This window comes from Gammaproteobacteria bacterium, from assembly GCA_028817255.1.
Lineage (GTDB): Bacteria > Pseudomonadota > Gammaproteobacteria > Porifericomitales > Porifericomitaceae > Porifericomes > Porifericomes azotivorans.
In genome coordinates this window covers 1-13,565 of the sequence record JAPPQA010000181.1, presented here as the reverse complement: position 1 = coordinate 13,565, position 13,565 = coordinate 1, and the positions used below count along the sequence as shown (strand labels likewise).

At 64.4% G+C, this 13,565-nt stretch carries 28 protein-coding genes; all 28 read right to left on the bottom strand.

Annotation, left to right across the window (positions count from 1 at the left end; all coding sequences use genetic code 11):
- Positions 1-426, bottom strand: a complete 426-nt coding sequence (gene rplQ / locus OXU43_07395; protein MDD9824979.1) for a 50S ribosomal protein L17 — start codon at positions 424-426, stop codon at positions 1-3.
- 27 nt (positions 427-453) lie between these two features.
- The gene (gene rpoA, locus OXU43_07390; GenBank protein MDD9824978.1) at positions 454-1,416 is read right to left on the bottom strand and encodes a DNA-directed RNA polymerase subunit alpha; all 963 of its coding nucleotides are present in this window, start codon (positions 1,414-1,416) and stop codon (positions 454-456) included.
- A gap of 42 nt (positions 1,417-1,458) precedes the next feature.
- Positions 1,459-2,082 (bottom strand): 30S ribosomal protein S4, encoded by a 624-nt coding sequence (gene rpsD, locus OXU43_07385; protein ID MDD9824977.1) that lies wholly within the window; start codon positions 2,080-2,082, stop codon positions 1,459-1,461.
- 16 nt (positions 2,083-2,098) lie between these two features.
- Entirely contained in the window at positions 2,099-2,491 is a 393-nt protein-coding gene (gene rpsK, locus OXU43_07380) for a 30S ribosomal protein S11 (GenBank protein MDD9824976.1), read from the bottom strand.
- Between the two features lie 30 nt (positions 2,492-2,521).
- A complete protein-coding gene (rpsM, locus tag OXU43_07375) occupies positions 2,522-2,878 on the bottom strand; it encodes a 30S ribosomal protein S13 (protein ID MDD9824975.1) in 357 nt (118 codons plus the stop codon).
- Positions 2,879-2,904: 26 nt separating this feature from the next.
- Positions 2,905-3,018, bottom strand: a complete 114-nt coding sequence (gene rpmJ / locus OXU43_07370) for a 50S ribosomal protein L36 (GenBank protein MDD9824974.1) — start codon at positions 3,016-3,018, stop codon at positions 2,905-2,907.
- Between the two features lie 23 nt (positions 3,019-3,041).
- Positions 3,042-4,379, bottom strand: a complete 1,338-nt coding sequence (gene secY / locus OXU43_07365; protein ID MDD9824973.1) for a preprotein translocase subunit SecY — start codon at positions 4,377-4,379, stop codon at positions 3,042-3,044.
- A gap of 2 nt (positions 4,380-4,381) precedes the next feature.
- Positions 4,382-4,819, bottom strand: a complete 438-nt coding sequence (gene rplO, locus OXU43_07360; protein MDD9824972.1) for a 50S ribosomal protein L15 — start codon at positions 4,817-4,819, stop codon at positions 4,382-4,384.
- Complete coding sequence (rpmD, locus tag OXU43_07355; GenBank protein MDD9824971.1) at positions 4,810-5,034, bottom strand: 50S ribosomal protein L30; 225 nt, start codon at positions 5,032-5,034, stop codon at positions 4,810-4,812. The genes rplO and rpmD overlap by 10 nt, the downstream gene beginning before the upstream one ends.
- Positions 5,024-5,545, bottom strand: coding sequence for a 30S ribosomal protein S5 (gene rpsE, locus OXU43_07350; GenBank protein MDD9824970.1), 522 nt, complete (start codon positions 5,543-5,545; stop codon positions 5,024-5,026). The genes rpmD and rpsE overlap by 11 nt, the downstream gene beginning before the upstream one ends.
- A gap of 2 nt (positions 5,546-5,547) precedes the next feature.
- Positions 5,548-5,904, bottom strand: a complete 357-nt coding sequence (rplR, locus tag OXU43_07345) for a 50S ribosomal protein L18 (GenBank protein ID MDD9824969.1) — start codon at positions 5,902-5,904, stop codon at positions 5,548-5,550.
- Positions 5,905-5,912: 8 nt separating this feature from the next.
- Positions 5,913-6,452, bottom strand: coding sequence for a 50S ribosomal protein L6 (gene rplF, locus OXU43_07340; GenBank protein MDD9824968.1), 540 nt, complete (start codon positions 6,450-6,452; stop codon positions 5,913-5,915).
- Between the two features lie 10 nt (positions 6,453-6,462).
- On the bottom strand, positions 6,463-6,855 hold the full coding sequence (gene rpsH / locus OXU43_07335) for a 30S ribosomal protein S8 (GenBank protein ID MDD9824967.1): 393 nt from the start codon (positions 6,853-6,855) through the stop codon (positions 6,463-6,465).
- An 18-nt stretch (positions 6,856-6,873) separates the two neighbouring features.
- Positions 6,874-7,179: a 30S ribosomal protein S14 gene (gene rpsN, locus OXU43_07330; GenBank protein MDD9824966.1), complete on the bottom strand. Its 306-nt coding sequence runs from the start codon at positions 7,177-7,179 to the stop codon at positions 6,874-6,876.
- Between the two features lie 13 nt (positions 7,180-7,192).
- The gene (gene rplE / locus OXU43_07325) at positions 7,193-7,732 is read right to left on the bottom strand and encodes a 50S ribosomal protein L5 (protein MDD9824965.1); all 540 of its coding nucleotides are present in this window, start codon (positions 7,730-7,732) and stop codon (positions 7,193-7,195) included.
- Positions 7,732-8,052 carry a 50S ribosomal protein L24 gene (gene rplX / locus OXU43_07320; protein MDD9824964.1) on the bottom strand — a complete coding sequence of 107 codons (321 nt, stop codon included), beginning with the start codon at positions 8,050-8,052 and terminating at the stop codon, positions 7,732-7,734. Before rplX ends, rplE begins: the two co-directional genes overlap by 1 nt.
- Before the next feature lie 13 nt (positions 8,053-8,065).
- The gene (gene rplN / locus OXU43_07315; protein MDD9824963.1) at positions 8,066-8,434 is read right to left on the bottom strand and encodes a 50S ribosomal protein L14; all 369 of its coding nucleotides are present in this window, start codon (positions 8,432-8,434) and stop codon (positions 8,066-8,068) included.
- 19 nt (positions 8,435-8,453) lie between these two features.
- Positions 8,454-8,735 carry a 30S ribosomal protein S17 gene (gene rpsQ / locus OXU43_07310; GenBank protein MDD9824962.1) on the bottom strand — a complete coding sequence of 94 codons (282 nt, stop codon included), beginning with the start codon at positions 8,733-8,735 and terminating at the stop codon, positions 8,454-8,456.
- The gene (rpmC, locus tag OXU43_07305; protein ID MDD9824961.1) at positions 8,732-8,929 is read right to left on the bottom strand and encodes a 50S ribosomal protein L29; all 198 of its coding nucleotides are present in this window, start codon (positions 8,927-8,929) and stop codon (positions 8,732-8,734) included. The genes rpsQ and rpmC overlap by 4 nt, the downstream gene beginning before the upstream one ends.
- On the bottom strand, positions 8,926-9,342 hold the full coding sequence (rplP, locus tag OXU43_07300) for a 50S ribosomal protein L16 (GenBank protein ID MDD9824960.1): 417 nt from the start codon (positions 9,340-9,342) through the stop codon (positions 8,926-8,928). The genes rpmC and rplP overlap by 4 nt, the downstream gene beginning before the upstream one ends.
- Before the next feature lie 89 nt (positions 9,343-9,431).
- Positions 9,432-10,103: a 30S ribosomal protein S3 gene (gene rpsC, locus OXU43_07295; GenBank protein MDD9824959.1), complete on the bottom strand. Its 672-nt coding sequence runs from the start codon at positions 10,101-10,103 to the stop codon at positions 9,432-9,434.
- Positions 10,104-10,112: 9 nt separating this feature from the next.
- Positions 10,113-10,448: a 50S ribosomal protein L22 gene (rplV, locus tag OXU43_07290; protein MDD9824958.1), complete on the bottom strand. Its 336-nt coding sequence runs from the start codon at positions 10,446-10,448 to the stop codon at positions 10,113-10,115.
- 13 nt (positions 10,449-10,461) lie between these two features.
- On the bottom strand, positions 10,462-10,734 hold the full coding sequence (gene rpsS / locus OXU43_07285) for a 30S ribosomal protein S19 (GenBank protein MDD9824957.1): 273 nt from the start codon (positions 10,732-10,734) through the stop codon (positions 10,462-10,464).
- Positions 10,735-10,751: 17 nt separating this feature from the next.
- Positions 10,752-11,576 (bottom strand): 50S ribosomal protein L2, encoded by an 825-nt coding sequence (rplB, locus tag OXU43_07280; GenBank protein ID MDD9824956.1) that lies wholly within the window; start codon positions 11,574-11,576, stop codon positions 10,752-10,754.
- Between the two features lie 2 nt (positions 11,577-11,578).
- A complete protein-coding gene (gene rplW / locus OXU43_07275; protein ID MDD9824955.1) occupies positions 11,579-11,872 on the bottom strand; it encodes a 50S ribosomal protein L23 in 294 nt (97 codons plus the stop codon).
- Entirely contained in the window at positions 11,869-12,495 is a 627-nt protein-coding gene (gene rplD, locus OXU43_07270) for a 50S ribosomal protein L4 (GenBank protein MDD9824954.1), read from the bottom strand. Before rplD ends, rplW begins: the two co-directional genes overlap by 4 nt.
- A gap of 4 nt (positions 12,496-12,499) precedes the next feature.
- Complete coding sequence (rplC, locus tag OXU43_07265; GenBank protein MDD9824953.1) at positions 12,500-13,183, bottom strand: 50S ribosomal protein L3; 684 nt, start codon at positions 13,181-13,183, stop codon at positions 12,500-12,502.
- Between the two features lie 9 nt (positions 13,184-13,192).
- Positions 13,193-13,507 (bottom strand): 30S ribosomal protein S10, encoded by a 315-nt coding sequence (rpsJ, locus tag OXU43_07260; protein MDD9824952.1) that lies wholly within the window; start codon positions 13,505-13,507, stop codon positions 13,193-13,195.
- Positions 13,508-13,565 lie beyond the last annotated feature (58 nt).

Here is a 13,565-nt window from a genome sequence, read left to right as displayed (position 1 = left end):
TCAGTCTTTTGCCTCCAGCGCCTCCACCGCGCCCTTCGCCTCGCCGCCCTCAGCCTCCTCCGGCGGCTTCGCATCCACCAACTCCACCCACGCCATGGGGGCCGCGTCTCCATGCCGGTGGCCTATCTTCAGGATGCGGATATAACCTCCGGGGCGGTCCTTGTACCGGGGACCCAACTCCGCGAACAGCTTCCAGACCGCCTCATTGTCCCTGAGCCGGGCGAAGGCCAGACGCCGGCCCGCCACCGTGTCATTCCTGGCGGCCGCCGTGATCAGGGGCTCTGCGTAGCGGCGCAATTCCTTCGCCTTCGCCAGGGTGGTCCTGATGCGCTCGTGCAAAAACAGGGACACGCTCATGTTCCTGAACATCAGCCGCAAGTGGGCGCCGGTGCGGTTCAGCCGGCGACCGGAATGACCATGTCTCATGCTGTAGCCTCCTCCCCCGGGCGCCGGTTATTTCCGGTCTTTCTCCGTTGCGGCGCCAGCCTGGCTCATACCGAGCGACAGTCCCTTTGCCGCCAGCGCTTCCTTGATCTCGGTCAGGGATTTCTTCCCCAGATTCGGGGTCTGCAGAAGCTCGCTCTCCGACTTGCCGACCAGGTCCGCGATATAGTGAATATCGTATCCCTTGAGGCGGTTCGCGGAACGCACGGTCAGGTCCAGATCGTCCACCGGCAGAGCCAGGAGCTGGTCGGCATCCGTCTTCTCCTCCTCGGGGCGGGACTCCTCGTCCCGCTCCTTCGACAAATCCGCAAACATCGCGAACTGGTCAATCAGGATGCCGGAAGCCTTGCTCAGTGCCTGCCCCGGGGCGATCGTGCCGTCGGTTTCTATTTCCAGCGTTAACTTGTCCAGGTCCGTGCGCCGCTCGACGCGGGCCCGCTGCACATCGTAGGCCACCCTGCGGATCGGGCTGAAAGAGGCGTCCAACTTCATGCGCCCGATGACCGATTCGCCATCCGGGTCGGACTCGGACATGGCGGGGTGATAGCCCCTGCCTCGCGCCACCCGCACTTCCATCTTCAACTCTACCGGCTTGGTGAGACTGGCGATGACGTGGTCCGGGTTCATCACCTCGCCGTCATGCCCCACCGATATGTCCCCCGCCCGCATCGCGCCGGGGCCCTTTTTGCTCAACGCGAACGACGCTTCGTCCTTCGAATGCAGGCGGATGGCCACCTCCTTCAGGTTCAGCATGATGTCCGTCACGTCTTCCTGGACTCCCTCGATGGCAGTGTACTCGTGCAGGACATTCTCTACCTGGGCCTCCACGATCGCGCACCCCTCCATGGAGGAAAGCAGCACTCTGCGCAAGGCATTCCCCAGAGTGTATCCGAAACCCCTGTCCAGCGGTTCGATGACTATGCGCGCCTTGTGGGCGCCGTCCTGTATGCACCGGATATTTTTTGGCTTCAAGATTGCCGCGCTAAATTTTTCCACGGTTTTGCCACCTCTCCTTTACTTGGAATACAACTCGATCACCAGATTCTCGTTGATGTCGTCCGGCAGGTCGCTGCGCGCGGGCAGCCGCTGGAAGACGCCGGATTTCTTTTCCGTGTCCACAGTCAGCCAATCCGGGAACCCCAGCTCCTCGGCGCACTTGAGGGCATATTGGATCCGCAGCTGCTGGCGGCTCTTCTCCCGGACCTGGATGATGTCGCCCGGTTTCACCTCGTACGAGGCGATGTTGACCACCCGGTCGTTCACCGTAATGGACTTGTGACTGACCAACTGCCGCGCCTCGTTGCGGGTGCTGCCGAAACCCATGCGATATACGATGTTGTCCAGGCGGCTCTCCAGAAGTTTCAGCAGGTTCTCTCCGGTGGCGCCCTTGCGCCGAACCGCCTCGAAATAGTAACGGCGGAACTGCCGCTCCAGCACGCAGTACATGCGGCGCAACTTCTGCTTCTCGCGCAATTGCAGCGCGTAGTCCGAGGGCCGCCGCCGCTGGGATACGCCGTGCTGACCGGGCGGCTTGTCTATATTGCACTTGGTTTCAATCTGTCGGGTCCTGCTCTTGAGGAGCAGGTCCGTGCCTTCGCGCCGGCTCAGCTTGCATGTCGGGCCTCTGTACCTTGCCATCTTCCCTGCCTCCCGTTCAGACCCGGCGCCGCTTCGGCGGGCGGCAGCCATTGTGGGGCAACGGGGTCACGTCGGTAATGCTGGTGATCTTCAATCCCAGCGCGTTCAGGGCGCGCACGGCCGATTCGCGCCCCGGACCCGGCCCCTTGACGCGCACTTCCAGCGTTTTAACGCCGCATTCCTGCGCCAGTTTGCCCGCCTTCTGGGACGTGATCTGGGCGGCGAAAGGAGTGCCCTTGCGCGAGCCGCGAAAGCCGCTGCCGCCGGCAGTCGCCCATGCGATAGCGTTGCCCTGCCGGTCGGTAATCGTAACGCAGGTGTTGTTGAACGACGCCTGGATGTGCGCGATGCCGTCCAGCACCGGACTGCCCTTGGCTCGTTTCTTCCTCTTCTTGCTCTTTTCAGCCATACCAATACCCGCCTCCTCGAAACCCGGCCGCTACCGCTTCACGGGCCGGCACGGGCCCTTCCTCGTCCTCGCATTCGTCCGGGTCCTCTGCCCCCGCACCGGGAGCCCTTTCCGGTGCCGGATGCCCCGGTAGCAGCCGATATCCATCAGCCTCTTGATGTTCATGGTCAACTGGCGCCTGACGTCCCCTTCGATCGGGTGCTTCTCGATTTCGGCCCGCAACCGGTCGCGCTGGCTCTCCGGCAGATCCGCAAGCACGGCGCCGGGCTTGACCCCGGCCGCCGTGCAGATCTGCGCTGCCCGCGCCCGCCCGATGCCGTAGATATGCGTCAGCACCACTTGCAGGTGCTTATTTTCCGGCAGGTTGACTCCCGCGATTCTTGCCACTTGCTGTATCCTCCAGGAACCGCCGGCTACCCCTGCCGCTGCTTATGGCGGGGGTCGCGGCATATCACCCGAATGACTCCCTTCCTTTTGACGATCTTGCACTCCCTGCAAATCTTCTTGACCGAAGCCCGTACCTTCATCTGCGTTCCTCCGTCGCCATGCCTCAGCTCCGCCGGCCCCGAAGGTGCGCCTTGCGCAGCAGGCCCTCGTACTGGTGCGACATCATGTGGGTCTGCGCCTGCGCCATAAAATCAATCACCACCACCACGATGATCAACAGCGACGTGCCGCCGAAATAAAACGGCACCCCGATCCGCAATATCAGGAATTCGGGGAGCAGACAAACCAGGGTGATGTAAATCGCGCCCGCCATAGTAAGCCGGGTCAGCACGGTGTCCAGGTACTGGGCGGTCTGCTCCCCCGGCCTCATGCCCGGGACGAAGGCGCCCGTCTTCTTCAGGTTCTCGGCGATCTCCCGCGAATCGAAGATCAAGGCGGTATAAAAGAAGCAGAAGAAAAAGATGCCGGCGGAAAACACGGCGATATACAGCGGGTTCCCCGGCTGCAACACCGTGGAGAGGTCGCGCAACCACTGCATGCCCGGACTCTCGCCAAACAAGCCGGCCACCGTGGAAGGAAACAGGATCAGGCTGGAGGCGAAGATCGGCGGAATGACGCCGGAAGTATTCAGTTTCAAGGGGAGATGGCTGGCCTGCCCCGCCATGACCCGGCGGCCGATCTGCCGCCGGGCGTAATTCACCGGGATGCGCCGCTGGCTCATCTCGACAAAAACCACGAAGCCGGTCACGCCGACCACCAGGACGAACAGGCCGATCACCAGCAGGATGCTCAGCTCTCCCGTGCGGGCCAGCTCCATCGTGCCGCCCACCGCCGCCGGCAAGCCGGATACGATGCCGGCGAAAATGATCATGGATATGCCGTTGCCGATGCCCCGCTCCGTGATCTGCTCCCCCAGCCACATTAAAAACATGGTGCCGGTAACCAGGGAGATCGTGGCGGTGACCCGGAACCCGAGCCCCGGCTCGACGACCACCGAGCCGCCGGGAGTCTGCTGGCTCTCCAAACCAATGGACACGGCCAGCGCCTGGAAGCTGGCCAACAGCACCGTCAGGTAACGAGTATATCTGACGATCTTGCGCCGCCCGGATTCGCCTTCTTTGCGCAACTGCTTCAGGCGCGGATCGATCGCAGAGAACATTTGCATGATGATGGAAGCGGTGATGTAGGGGACCACGCCCAGGGTACAGACGGAGAACCGCTGCAGGGCGCCGCCCGAGAACATGTTGAACATGTCGAGAATCGTTCCCTGGTTCTGGCGCAGGAAGTCCGCCAGGGCGACCGGGTTGATCCCGGGCACCGGCACGTGGGTGAACACCTTGTAAACCAACAGCGCGAACAACACGAACAACAGTCGGCTCCTGAGTTCGCCCAGCTTGCCGAGTTCGCCCAGGCCGCGCGCTACTGCCAGATTCGCCGCCATGACTACTCCGCCACGCTGCCGCCGGCGGCTTCGATCGCCGCCCGCGCGCCCTTGCTCGTCCGGATGCCGGACAGCTTCAACGGCTTATCCACGGAACCGGATGCGATCACTTTCACCCGGCGCACCCGCCGACCGATCAGCCCTTGTTTCCGCAGTGTCTCGATCGTCAGCTCCTCGACATCCGCCAGCGCGGCAATGCGGTCCAGGCGCAGCTCGGCGTCGAACCGGCCCCGGCGGGAACGAAATCCCACCTTCGGCAGGCGCCGCTGCAAAGGCATCTGCCCGCCCTCGAAGCCGCGGCCCGGCCCGCCGCCGGCACGGGACTTCTGCCCCTTGTGCCCGCGGCCGCAGGTCTTGCCCATGCCGGAACCGGCGCCGCGGCCCACCCGCCGCCGCCGCCGGCGGGCGCCCGCGCCCGGGCGCAACGTATTCAGGCGCATGGCTCCTCCACCGCAAGCAGGTAATGCGCTTTGCGAATCATGCCCCTGTTCTCGGGGGTATCCAGCACCTCGACCGTCTGCCCGATCCGGCGCAGCCCCAGACCTTGGACGCAGGCCTTGTGGGAGCGCAATCTGCCGATCAGGCTCCGCGTCAGGGAGACCCGGAGCGTCTTTTTGCGCGCCCCGTCCTTATGCGCCCCGTCCCTACGCGCCATGTCTCCGCCCCCCGTCCTTGCCCGCGGCGGCAGGACGGCGCTTGGCGGCCAGTTCCGCCGGCGACCGCGCGCCGCGCAAGCCTTTGATCGTCGCCCGCACCACGTTGATCGGATTGCGCGAACCGAAGGACTTGGCAAGCACGTCGCGCACCCCCAGGACCTCGAAGATCGCCCGCATGGGTCCGCCGGCGATAATGCCGGTGCCCCTCGACGCGGGCTGCATATACACTTTCGAGGCCCCGTGGCTGGCGACGATGGGATAGTGCAGCGTGCCATCGCCCAGAGGCACGTCGAACATGCTGTTGCGGGCATTCTCCATGGCCTTCTGGATCGCCGCCGGGACTTCTTTGGATTTGCCTCTGCCCATCCCCATCCGGCCGTCGCCGTTGCCCACCACGGCCAGGGCGGCAAAGCCGAACTGCCTCCCCCCCTTGACCACCTTGGCCACCCGGTTGATGTCAATCAATTTCTCCAGCCCCTCGCTGCTTGCGACCGTCTCGTTCTTCGCCATCGCTAAAACTCCATTCCTCCCTCCCTGGCGGCCATTGCCAGGGCCTTGACGCGCCCGTGGTACTTGAACCCGGAGCGGTCGAAGGCGACCCGCTGAATGCCGGCCTTGGCCGCACGGCGGGCCAGAAATTCGCCCACGGCCCGCGCCCCCTCGACGTTGCCGCCGTAACGGATGCTCTTGCGCACCTCGCTGTCCAGGGAAGAAGCGCTGACCAAGGTGCGGCTGCCGTCCGGCGCGAAGATCTGCGCGTACATATGGCGCGGGGTTCTGTGCACGGTGAGGCGCAACGCGCCTGTCTTCGCAATCCGCGCCCTGGTCTTCCTGGCCCGGCGCATACGGGCCTGCCGCCGCTTGTGCATGTCCCGCCCTACCCCTTCTTGCTCGGTTCTTTGCGGCGAATCTGTTCGTCCGCGTATCTGATGCCCTTGCCCTTGTAGGGCTCTGGCGGGCGGGCGGCGCGGACCCGGGCCGCAAACTGCCCCACCTGCTGCTTGTCGGTCCCGCGAATGACGACCTCGGTCTGGCTCGGCATCTCCACGGCAATCCCTTCCGGGAGGGAAAACCGCACCGGATGCGAATACCCGAGTTGCATCACGAGCTCCCCGCCCTCGATCTGGGCGCGGTAGCCGACCCCTTGCAGGAGCAGTTTCCTCTCGAAGCCGCGGCTCACGCCCGTGAGCATGTTGCGGATCAGCGCGCAGGTGGTGCCGGCCATCGCATTCGCCCGCCGGTTGCCCTTTCGCCGCAGGGAAACGCGCAACGCCCCATCCTCCCGCTTCACCTCCACGAGCGGAGACAGCGTCTGGGACAGCCGCTTGTCCCCCAGCGCCACCACGATGGCGGAGTCCTGCAGCATCACCTCCACCCCCGGCGGAACAGGCAGCGGCTTGGCCGTAAAACGAGACACGCCGGCGCCCTCAAGCCACCAGGCAGACGACTTCGCCGCCCAACCCCTTTTCCCTGGCTTCGCGGTCCGTCATCACCCCCTGGGGCGTGGAGATGACCGCGATCCCCAATCCCCGGCGCACCGTGGGCAGGTCGCGACTCTTGCGATAAACCCGGCGGCTCAGCTTGCTCTCCCTTCGCATCATCTCAATGACCGGCGCCCCCTTGTAATACTTCAGCCGGATGACGATGGTCTTCATGGCATCGCCTTCCAGGGCGACATCCTCTACATATCCTTCTCTCTGGAGCAACTCGGCGATCTCCCTCTTGTGCCCCGAGGCGGGCACGCGCACCTCCGGCTTGAACCGGGCCTGGGCATTCTTGATCCGGCAGAGCATATCGGCTACGGGGTCTTGTACGGCCATGGTTCTCTCGCTCCGCGCCTACCAGCTCGCCTTGACCAATCCGGGGATTTCGCCCCGCATCGCATACTCGCGCAGCTTGTTGCGGCCCAGGCCGAACTTGCGGTAGTAGCCGTGCGGCCTCCCGGTAATGGCGCAACGATTGCGCATGCGCGCGGGACAGGAATCGCGCGGCATCCGGTTGAGCGCGAGCCGGGCCTGCAGCCGCTCCTCTTCGTGCAACCGGGTGTCCTTGGCGCGCCGGCGCAACTCGTTGCGCCGATCCGCGTACTTGCCGACCAGGAAGCGGCGCTTCTTCTCCCGTTCGATCATGGATCGCTTGGCCATTCCCGCTCCCTCCTCAATTCCTTATCGGGAAGCGCATTTCCCGAAGCATGGCGCGCGCCTCCCGGTCATCGCGGGCGCTGGTGGTGATGCATATGTCCATTCCGCGTATGCCTTCGATCTTGTCGTAGTCAATCTCGGGAAAAATGATCTGCTCCGTAAGTCCGATACTGTAGTTGCCCCTGCCGTCGAAAGATTTCGGGTTGAGCCCCCGGAAATCCCGGATCCTGGGGATCGCGATCGAAATAAGCCGATCCAGAAATTGGTACATTCTAGTGCGGCGCAAGGTGACCTTGCAGCCGATCGGCCAGTCTTTGCGGAGCTTGAAGTTGGATATGGCTTTGCGGGCCCGGGTCGGGACAGCCTTCTGTCCGGCAATCTGGGTCAGATCGTCGGCGCCCTTCTGCAGCGCATCCTTGTCCGCCACGGCATTGCCTATGCCCATGTTCAACGTAACCTTGACGACCCGCGGGACCTGCATAACGGACTTGTAGCCGAATTCCTTCATCAGGCTGCCGACGACATGCTCCCGGTAATGTTGCAGCAACCCGGCCATCAGACATCCACGACCTCGTTGTTGGATTTGAAGTAGCGGACCTTTTTGCCGTCTTCCAGGAATCGGAATCCGATCCGGTCCGGCTTTTGCGTCACCGGATTGAAGACCGCCAGGTTCGAGATATGGATCGGCGCCTCCCGCTCGATGATCCCGCCGGGGCGGCGCAACTGGGGGCGCGGCTTGACGTGGCGCTTGACCATGTTCACTCCTTCCACGATCACCTTGTCCTCGCGCGGCAGCATTTTCAGCACGACACCCTGGCGCCCCTTGTACTTGCCCGTCATCACTACCACCCGGTCTCCCTTTCTAATCTTCTGCACGACCGCACTCTCCTCACAGGACTTCCGGGGCCAGGGAAATGATTTTCATAAAGTTTCGGGCGCGCAACTCCCGGGGCACCGGCCCGAAGATCCGGGTTCCGATCGGCTGCCGCTGGTCATCCAGCAACACCGCCGCATTGCTGTCGAAGCGGATCAGGGAGCCGTCCTGTCTGCGGACGCCCTTGCGGGTCCTGATGACCACGGCATCGTACACCTCGCCCTTCTTGACCTTGCCCTTCGCCACCGCTTCTTTCACGCTGACCTTGACGATATCCCCGATGCCGGCATACCGGCGCCGGGAGCCGCCCAGCACCTTGATGCAGAGCAGGCGCCGCGCACCGCTGTTATCGGCCACCTCAAGCGAAGTCTGCATTTGAATCATCGCCGCCGAGCCCCTTGCCTCAGCCCTTGCCCGCCTGCGCCAGGACCCGGAGCAGCCGCCAGGACTTCCTCTTGGACAAAGGCCGGCAGGACTCGATCATGACCACGTCTCCGAGCTTGCATTCGCCCTGTTCGTCGTGGGCCAGCAGCCGGGTGGTGCGTTTGACGTACTTGCCGTACAGGGGCAGCTTCACTTTCCGGTCTATCGCCACCGCAACGGTCTTGGTCATCTTGTCGCTCACGACCCTGCCGACCAGACTCTTGCCCTGCCTGCGCCCCGCTGTCGCATCGCCGGCGCTCACGACTGTCCCCGCGCTTTTTCGGTCAACACCGTCTCGATCCGCGCCACATCGCGGCGCACCCGGCGGATCTCATGCGGCCTCGCCAATTGTCCGAGCCCCATCTGCATCCGCAGATTGAGGTGCTCGCGGCGCAATTCCAGAAGCTGCTCGCGCAACTCCTGCTCGTTCTTCTCCCGTAACTCGGCAGCCTTCATCCCATCAGGTCTCTGCTGGCGAAAGCGGTCTTGACGGAGAGTTTGGCGCCGCCCCGACGAAACGCCTCGCGCGCCACATCCTCGGCGACGCCGCCGATCTCGTAGAGAATGCGGCCGGGCCGGATCAAAGCCGTCCAATACTCGACGCTGCCCTTGCCGCCGCCCATCCGCACTCCCAGGGCCTTGCGGCTAACCGGATGATCCGGGAACACCCGGATCCAAATCTTCCCGCCCCGCTTGACGTACCGGGTAACCGCCCGCCGAGCCGCCTCGATCTCGCGCGCGGTAATGCGGGCCCTGCCCACCGCGCGCATACCGTATTCCCCGAAACTGACGGACGAACCCCGGGAAGCCAAGCCGCGGTTGCGGCCCTTGCTTTTCTTGCGAAATTTCGTCTTTTTAGGCTGTAACACGATGCAATCCATCCCGCGCGAAGCCAAGCGCGGCGACAACCGCCGCGACCGACCCCGCGCTCGCCACGCTCTTGTCGCTCATCTTTCGCCTATCCCTGTTGCTGTTGCTGCTGGGCACTTTCATCCTCCCGCACCTGGGCCGCCTTGCCCTTCAGTATCCATACCTTTACCCCGATCACCCCGTAAGTGGTACGGGCCTCGGCAAATCCGTAATCAATCCCCGCATCCAGCGTATGCAGCGAGATGCGCCCTTCCCGATACCATTCGGAGCGCGCGATCTCGGCGCCGTTCAGGCGCCCGCTGACGCAGATCTTGATGCCCTCCGCCCCAAGGCGCATGGTGTTCATCACCGCCCGCCGCATGGCCCGGCGAAACATGATCCGCCGCTCAAGCTGCTGGGCCACGCCCTCCGCCACCAGGTAGGCGTCCAACTCCGGCTTCCTGACCTCCTCCACGTTAATCGTGACCGGCGCGCCCATCATTTTGGATACGCGGGCGCGGGTTTTCTCGATGTCCTCGCCCTTCTTGCCGATTACAATGCCGGGGCGGGCCGTGTGGATGACGATCCGGGCGTTGTTGGTGGGCCGCTCGATATCTATGCGGCTGACTGAGGCGTTAGCAAGCTTCCTGCGCAGGAACTCGCGCACCTTCATGTCCGTGCCCAGGTACTCGCGATACTTGCTGGAGGTAGCATACCACATGGAGCGCCAGTCCCTGCCGATCCCCAGCCGCATACCGATCGGGTGCACTTTTTGTCCCATCGCGCCCCCTCAGCCCGCCTCCGCGACGGTAACCATGACGTGGCTCGTTTTCTTCAGGATGCGGTAGGCCCGCCCCCGGGCGCGGGGCCGTATCCTTTTCAGGACAGAGCCCTGGTCAACCCGAATCTCCTGGATGCGAAGCAGATCGACGTCGGCGGAATCGTTATGTTCCGCGTTCGCCACGGCAGACTCGATCACCTTCTTCAAAATCCCTGCCGCCTTCTGGCGGCGGAAACTCAACTGTTGCAGGGCGTGCTCGATCGGCATGCCCCGCAATCCCGCGGCCACCAGCCGCACCTTGTAGGGAGAGATCCGCACATACCTGAGTACCGCCCGCGTCGCCATGGATACCACCGCGCTACTTGCTCTTCCGGTCGGCCGCATGGCCATGAAAGACGCGCGTAGGCGCGAACTCTCCCAGCTTTCTGCCGACCATGTTTTCGGTAATGTACAGAGGCATATGCTGCCTGCCGTTATGCACGGAGATGGTAAGCCCGATCATCTCCGGGGTGATCATGGAGCGCCGCGACCAGGTTTTGATCGGGCGCTTGTCGCCGCTGCGACGCACCTCCTCCAGCTTCTTCAGCAGGTGGTGATCCACAAAAGGGCCTTTTCTCACCGAACGCGGCATACAATCCCCCCGGCCCGCTACGACTTGCGGCGGCGAATGATCATGGAATCGGTGCGCCGGTTCTTGCGCGTTTTGTACCCCTTGGTAGGCTTGCCCCAGGGGGTAACCGGATGGCGGCCGCCGGAGGTACGGCCCTCGCCGCCGCCGTGCGGATGATCGACCGGGTTCATAGCGACCCCACGGACGGTGGGCCGGATGCCGCGCCAACGATTCGCCCCCGCCTTGCCCAGGGAGCGCAGGGAATGCTCGCCGTTCGAGACCGTGCCAATGGTGGCCCGGCACCCTTCCGGCACCTTGCGCACCTCTCCCGAGCGCAGCCGCAAAGTAACGGTGGAACCCTCCCGGGAGAGAACCTGCACGCTGGTCCCGGCGCTACGGGCCAGCTGCGCTCCCTTGCCCGGCTTCAATTCGACGCAATGGACCACCGAACCCATGGGAATATTGCCCAGGGGAAGGCAGTTGCCCGGACGAATGGGCGCCGCCGCCCCCGAAACCAGCTCCGCGCCGGGCTGCACCCCTTCAGGGCAGACGATATAGCGCCGCTCGCCGTCGCGGTAAAGCAGCAAAGCGATATGCGCGGAGCGGTTCGGATCGTACTCCAGGCGCTCGACGCGGGACGGGATGCCGTCCTTCGCGCGCTTGAAGTCAATCACCCGGTAGCGCCTCTTCGCTCCGCCGCCCCGGTGCCGAACCGTGATCCGCCCCTTGTTGTTGCGCCCCGAACACCGTTTCTTCTTCTCCAACAGGGGGGCGTAGGGCTTGCCCTTATGCAGCCCCGGCGTGCGTACCCGCACGACCGCGCGGAGGCTGGGGGAAGTCGGCCTGGGCTTGATCGTAGCCACGCTCAGTGCCGCTCCGTCCACTCGATGGAAGAGCCCGGCTGCAACCGCACATAAGCCTTTTTCCAGCCGGGCCGCACCCCCCGGCGGGCGCCGAAACGGCGCGTCTTCGCCTTCGTATTGCACACCCGTACAGACCGCACCTTGACCGAGAAGGCCATTTCCACGGCCTGCTTGATGCCGCGCTTGTCCGCCGCCCGGGCGACGCGGAACACGTATTGCCCTCCCGCCCGCAACGCCTCTGTCTTCTCCGTCACCACGGGCGCCCGCAACAAATCCAGCAACTCCCCCCGATTCATCCCAGCCACGCCTCCAACCCGGCCAGCACGTCTTCCGTAACCACCACCTTGTCGGCGGCGATCAGGGAATGGGGATTAACCCCATGGACGCCGCAAACGGTTACGCGCGGCAGATTTCGCGACGCCAGCAGCAATTCCGGGGACGCGGTCCCCGTGACGATCAACACGCTGTTCCCCGCCAATTCCAGCCGTTCCAACTGCTCCACAGCCAACTTGGTTTTCGGCCCATGCACCACGAAAGCGTCCACCACAATCAGGCGGTCCTGACGAACCAACTCGGAGAAGATCGAGCGCAACGCGCCGCGGTACATCTTGCGGTTGATCTTCTGCGAGTAGTCCCTGGGACGGGCGGCGAAAGTAACTCCGCCGCCGCGCCAGATCGGGCTGCGACTGCTGCCGGCCCGGGCGCGTCCCAGGCCCTTCTGCCGCCACGGTTTGGCGCCGCCGCCGCGGGCATCGGCACGGGATTTGTTGCGCTGCGTGCCCCGCCGCCGGCCGGCCAGGTAGGCGGTCAGCACCTGCGCCACCAGCGGTTCCCGGAAATCCGCGGCGAACACTCGCTCCGACACGTTCACCCGGCGGGCCTCGCCCGGTGCACCCAGCGCGCGCAAGGGAAGTTCCATCGGCTCACTCCTCTGCCGGCGCCGCCGAAAGCTGCGACCGACCGGCGGGCTTGACGGTGGGCCGGATCACCACCCTGCCGCCCCGCGCGCCGGGCACCGAACCCTTGACGAACAGCAGGTTACGCTCCTCGTCCACCCGAACGATCTCAAGCCGTTGCAGAGTGCGGCGCACATTGCCCATGTGCCCGGCCATCTTCTTGCCCTTGAACACCCGCCCCGGCGTCTGGCACTGGCCGATCGAACCCGCCGAGCGGTGCGCAAGAGAGTTGCCGTGGCTGGCGCCGCCCCGTCTGAAGCCGTGCCGCTTGATGGCGCCGGCGAAACCCTTGCCAATCGTAGTGCCCGTGACATCCACTTGCTGGCGCTCGCGGAAGATTCCCACCTTGACCTCGGCGCCCGGCTGCAACCCGTCCCGTGCCTCGCCGTCGTCCAGACGGAACTCCATCAGCCCCAAGCCGGGCTCTCCTGCCTTGGCATGCTCGCCCGCGGCCCGCTTGTGCTTTTCCCGCCAGCCCGGACGCCTCTTGCCCCAAGTCACCTGGATGGCGCGGTACCCGTTCCGCTCCGGTGTCCGCAGGCACGCGATGCGGTTGGGCGCGGCCTCGATCACCGTAACCGGCACGGACGTGCCGTCCTCGGAAAAAATCCGGCTCATGCCCCGCTTGTAACCTACGATCCCCAGCGCCATGGCCGCCCCTCAGCCTTCCACTTTGATCTGCACTTCGACGCCCGCCACGAGTTCCAGGTTGGTCAGCGCATCCACGGTCTTTTCCGTGGGATTCACGATGTCGAGGAGACGCTTGTAAGTTCTGATCTCGTACTGGTCCCGGGCATCCTTGTTCACGTGGGGGGAAATCAGCACCGTGTAGCGCTCCTTCCGGGTAGGCAACGGAATCGGCCCCCTGACCTGGGCGCCCGTGCGCCGCGCCGTCTCCACGATCTCGCGCGTAGATTTATCGAGCAGACGGTAATCGAATGCCCTCAGGCGGATGCGCATTTTTTGCTGTTCCATCATCAATTCCCGCTCACTCGATGCCCGCTCACTCGATAATTTTGGAGACGACGCCGGC

What these genes read in the sequence shown, in the direction of transcription:
- rpsK (MDD9824976.1), bottom strand. Translation starts at nt 2,491, where the DNA reads ATGGCTGAAAAGAGCAAGAAGAGGAAGAAACGAGCCAAGGGCAGTCCG.
- rpsH (MDD9824967.1), bottom strand. Translation starts at nt 6,855, where the DNA reads ATGGCCGTACAAGACCCCGTAGCCGATATGCTCTGCCGGATCAAGAAT.
- rplD (MDD9824954.1), bottom strand. Translation starts at nt 12,495, where the DNA reads ATGGAACTTCCCTTGCGCGCGCTGGGTGCACCGGGCGAGGCCCGCCGG.
- rpmJ (MDD9824974.1), bottom strand. Translation starts at nt 3,018, where the DNA reads ATGAAGGTACGGGCTTCGGTCAAGAAGATTTGCAGGGAGTGCAAGATC.
- rpsD (MDD9824977.1), bottom strand. Translation starts at nt 2,082, where the DNA reads ATGGCAAGGTACAGAGGCCCGACATGCAAGCTGAGCCGGCGCGAAGGC.
- secY (MDD9824973.1), bottom strand. Translation starts at nt 4,379, where the DNA reads ATGGCGGCGAATCTGGCAGTAGCGCGCGGCCTGGGCGAACTCGGCAAG.
- rpsC (MDD9824959.1), bottom strand. Translation starts at nt 10,103, where the DNA reads ATGGGACAAAAAGTGCACCCGATCGGTATGCGGCTGGGGATCGGCAGG.
- rpsE (MDD9824970.1), bottom strand. Translation starts at nt 5,545, where the DNA reads ATGGCGAAGAACGAGACGGTCGCAAGCAGCGAGGGGCTGGAGAAATTG.
- rpmC (MDD9824961.1), bottom strand. Translation starts at nt 8,929, where the DNA reads ATGAAGGCTGCCGAGTTACGGGAGAAGAACGAGCAGGAGTTGCGCGAG.
- rpsS (MDD9824957.1), bottom strand. Translation starts at nt 10,734, where the DNA reads ATGCCGCGTTCGGTGAGAAAAGGCCCTTTTGTGGATCACCACCTGCTG.
- rplN (MDD9824963.1), bottom strand. Translation starts at nt 8,434, where the DNA reads ATGATTCAAATGCAGACTTCGCTTGAGGTGGCCGATAACAGCGGTGCG.
- rplQ (MDD9824979.1), bottom strand. Translation starts at nt 426, where the DNA reads ATGAGACATGGTCATTCCGGTCGCCGGCTGAACCGCACCGGCGCCCAC.
- rplC (MDD9824953.1), bottom strand. Translation starts at nt 13,183, where the DNA reads ATGGCGCTGGGGATCGTAGGTTACAAGCGGGGCATGAGCCGGATTTTT.
- rplE (MDD9824965.1), bottom strand. Translation starts at nt 7,732, where the DNA reads ATGGCCGGGTTGCTGCAACATTACCGGGAGCATGTCGTCGGCAGCCTG.
- rplW (MDD9824955.1), bottom strand. Translation starts at nt 11,872, where the DNA reads ATGAATCGGGGGGAGTTGCTGGATTTGTTGCGGGCGCCCGTGGTGACG.
- rpsJ (MDD9824952.1), bottom strand. Translation starts at nt 13,507, where the DNA reads ATGGAACAGCAAAAAATGCGCATCCGCCTGAGGGCATTCGATTACCGT.
- rpmD (MDD9824971.1), bottom strand. Translation starts at nt 5,034, where the DNA reads ATGGCGCGTAGGGACGGGGCGCATAAGGACGGGGCGCGCAAAAAGACG.
- rplV (MDD9824958.1), bottom strand. Translation starts at nt 10,448, where the DNA reads ATGGCGACGCGGGCGGTACTCAGGTATGTGCGGATCTCTCCCTACAAG.
- rplR (MDD9824969.1), bottom strand. Translation starts at nt 5,904, where the DNA reads ATGCACAAGCGGCGGCAGGCCCGTATGCGCCGGGCCAGGAAGACCAGG.
- rplO (MDD9824972.1), bottom strand. Translation starts at nt 4,819, where the DNA reads ATGCGCCTGAATACGTTGCGCCCGGGCGCGGGCGCCCGCCGGCGGCGG.
- rpsN (MDD9824966.1), bottom strand. Translation starts at nt 7,179, where the DNA reads ATGGCCAAGCGATCCATGATCGAACGGGAGAAGAAGCGCCGCTTCCTG.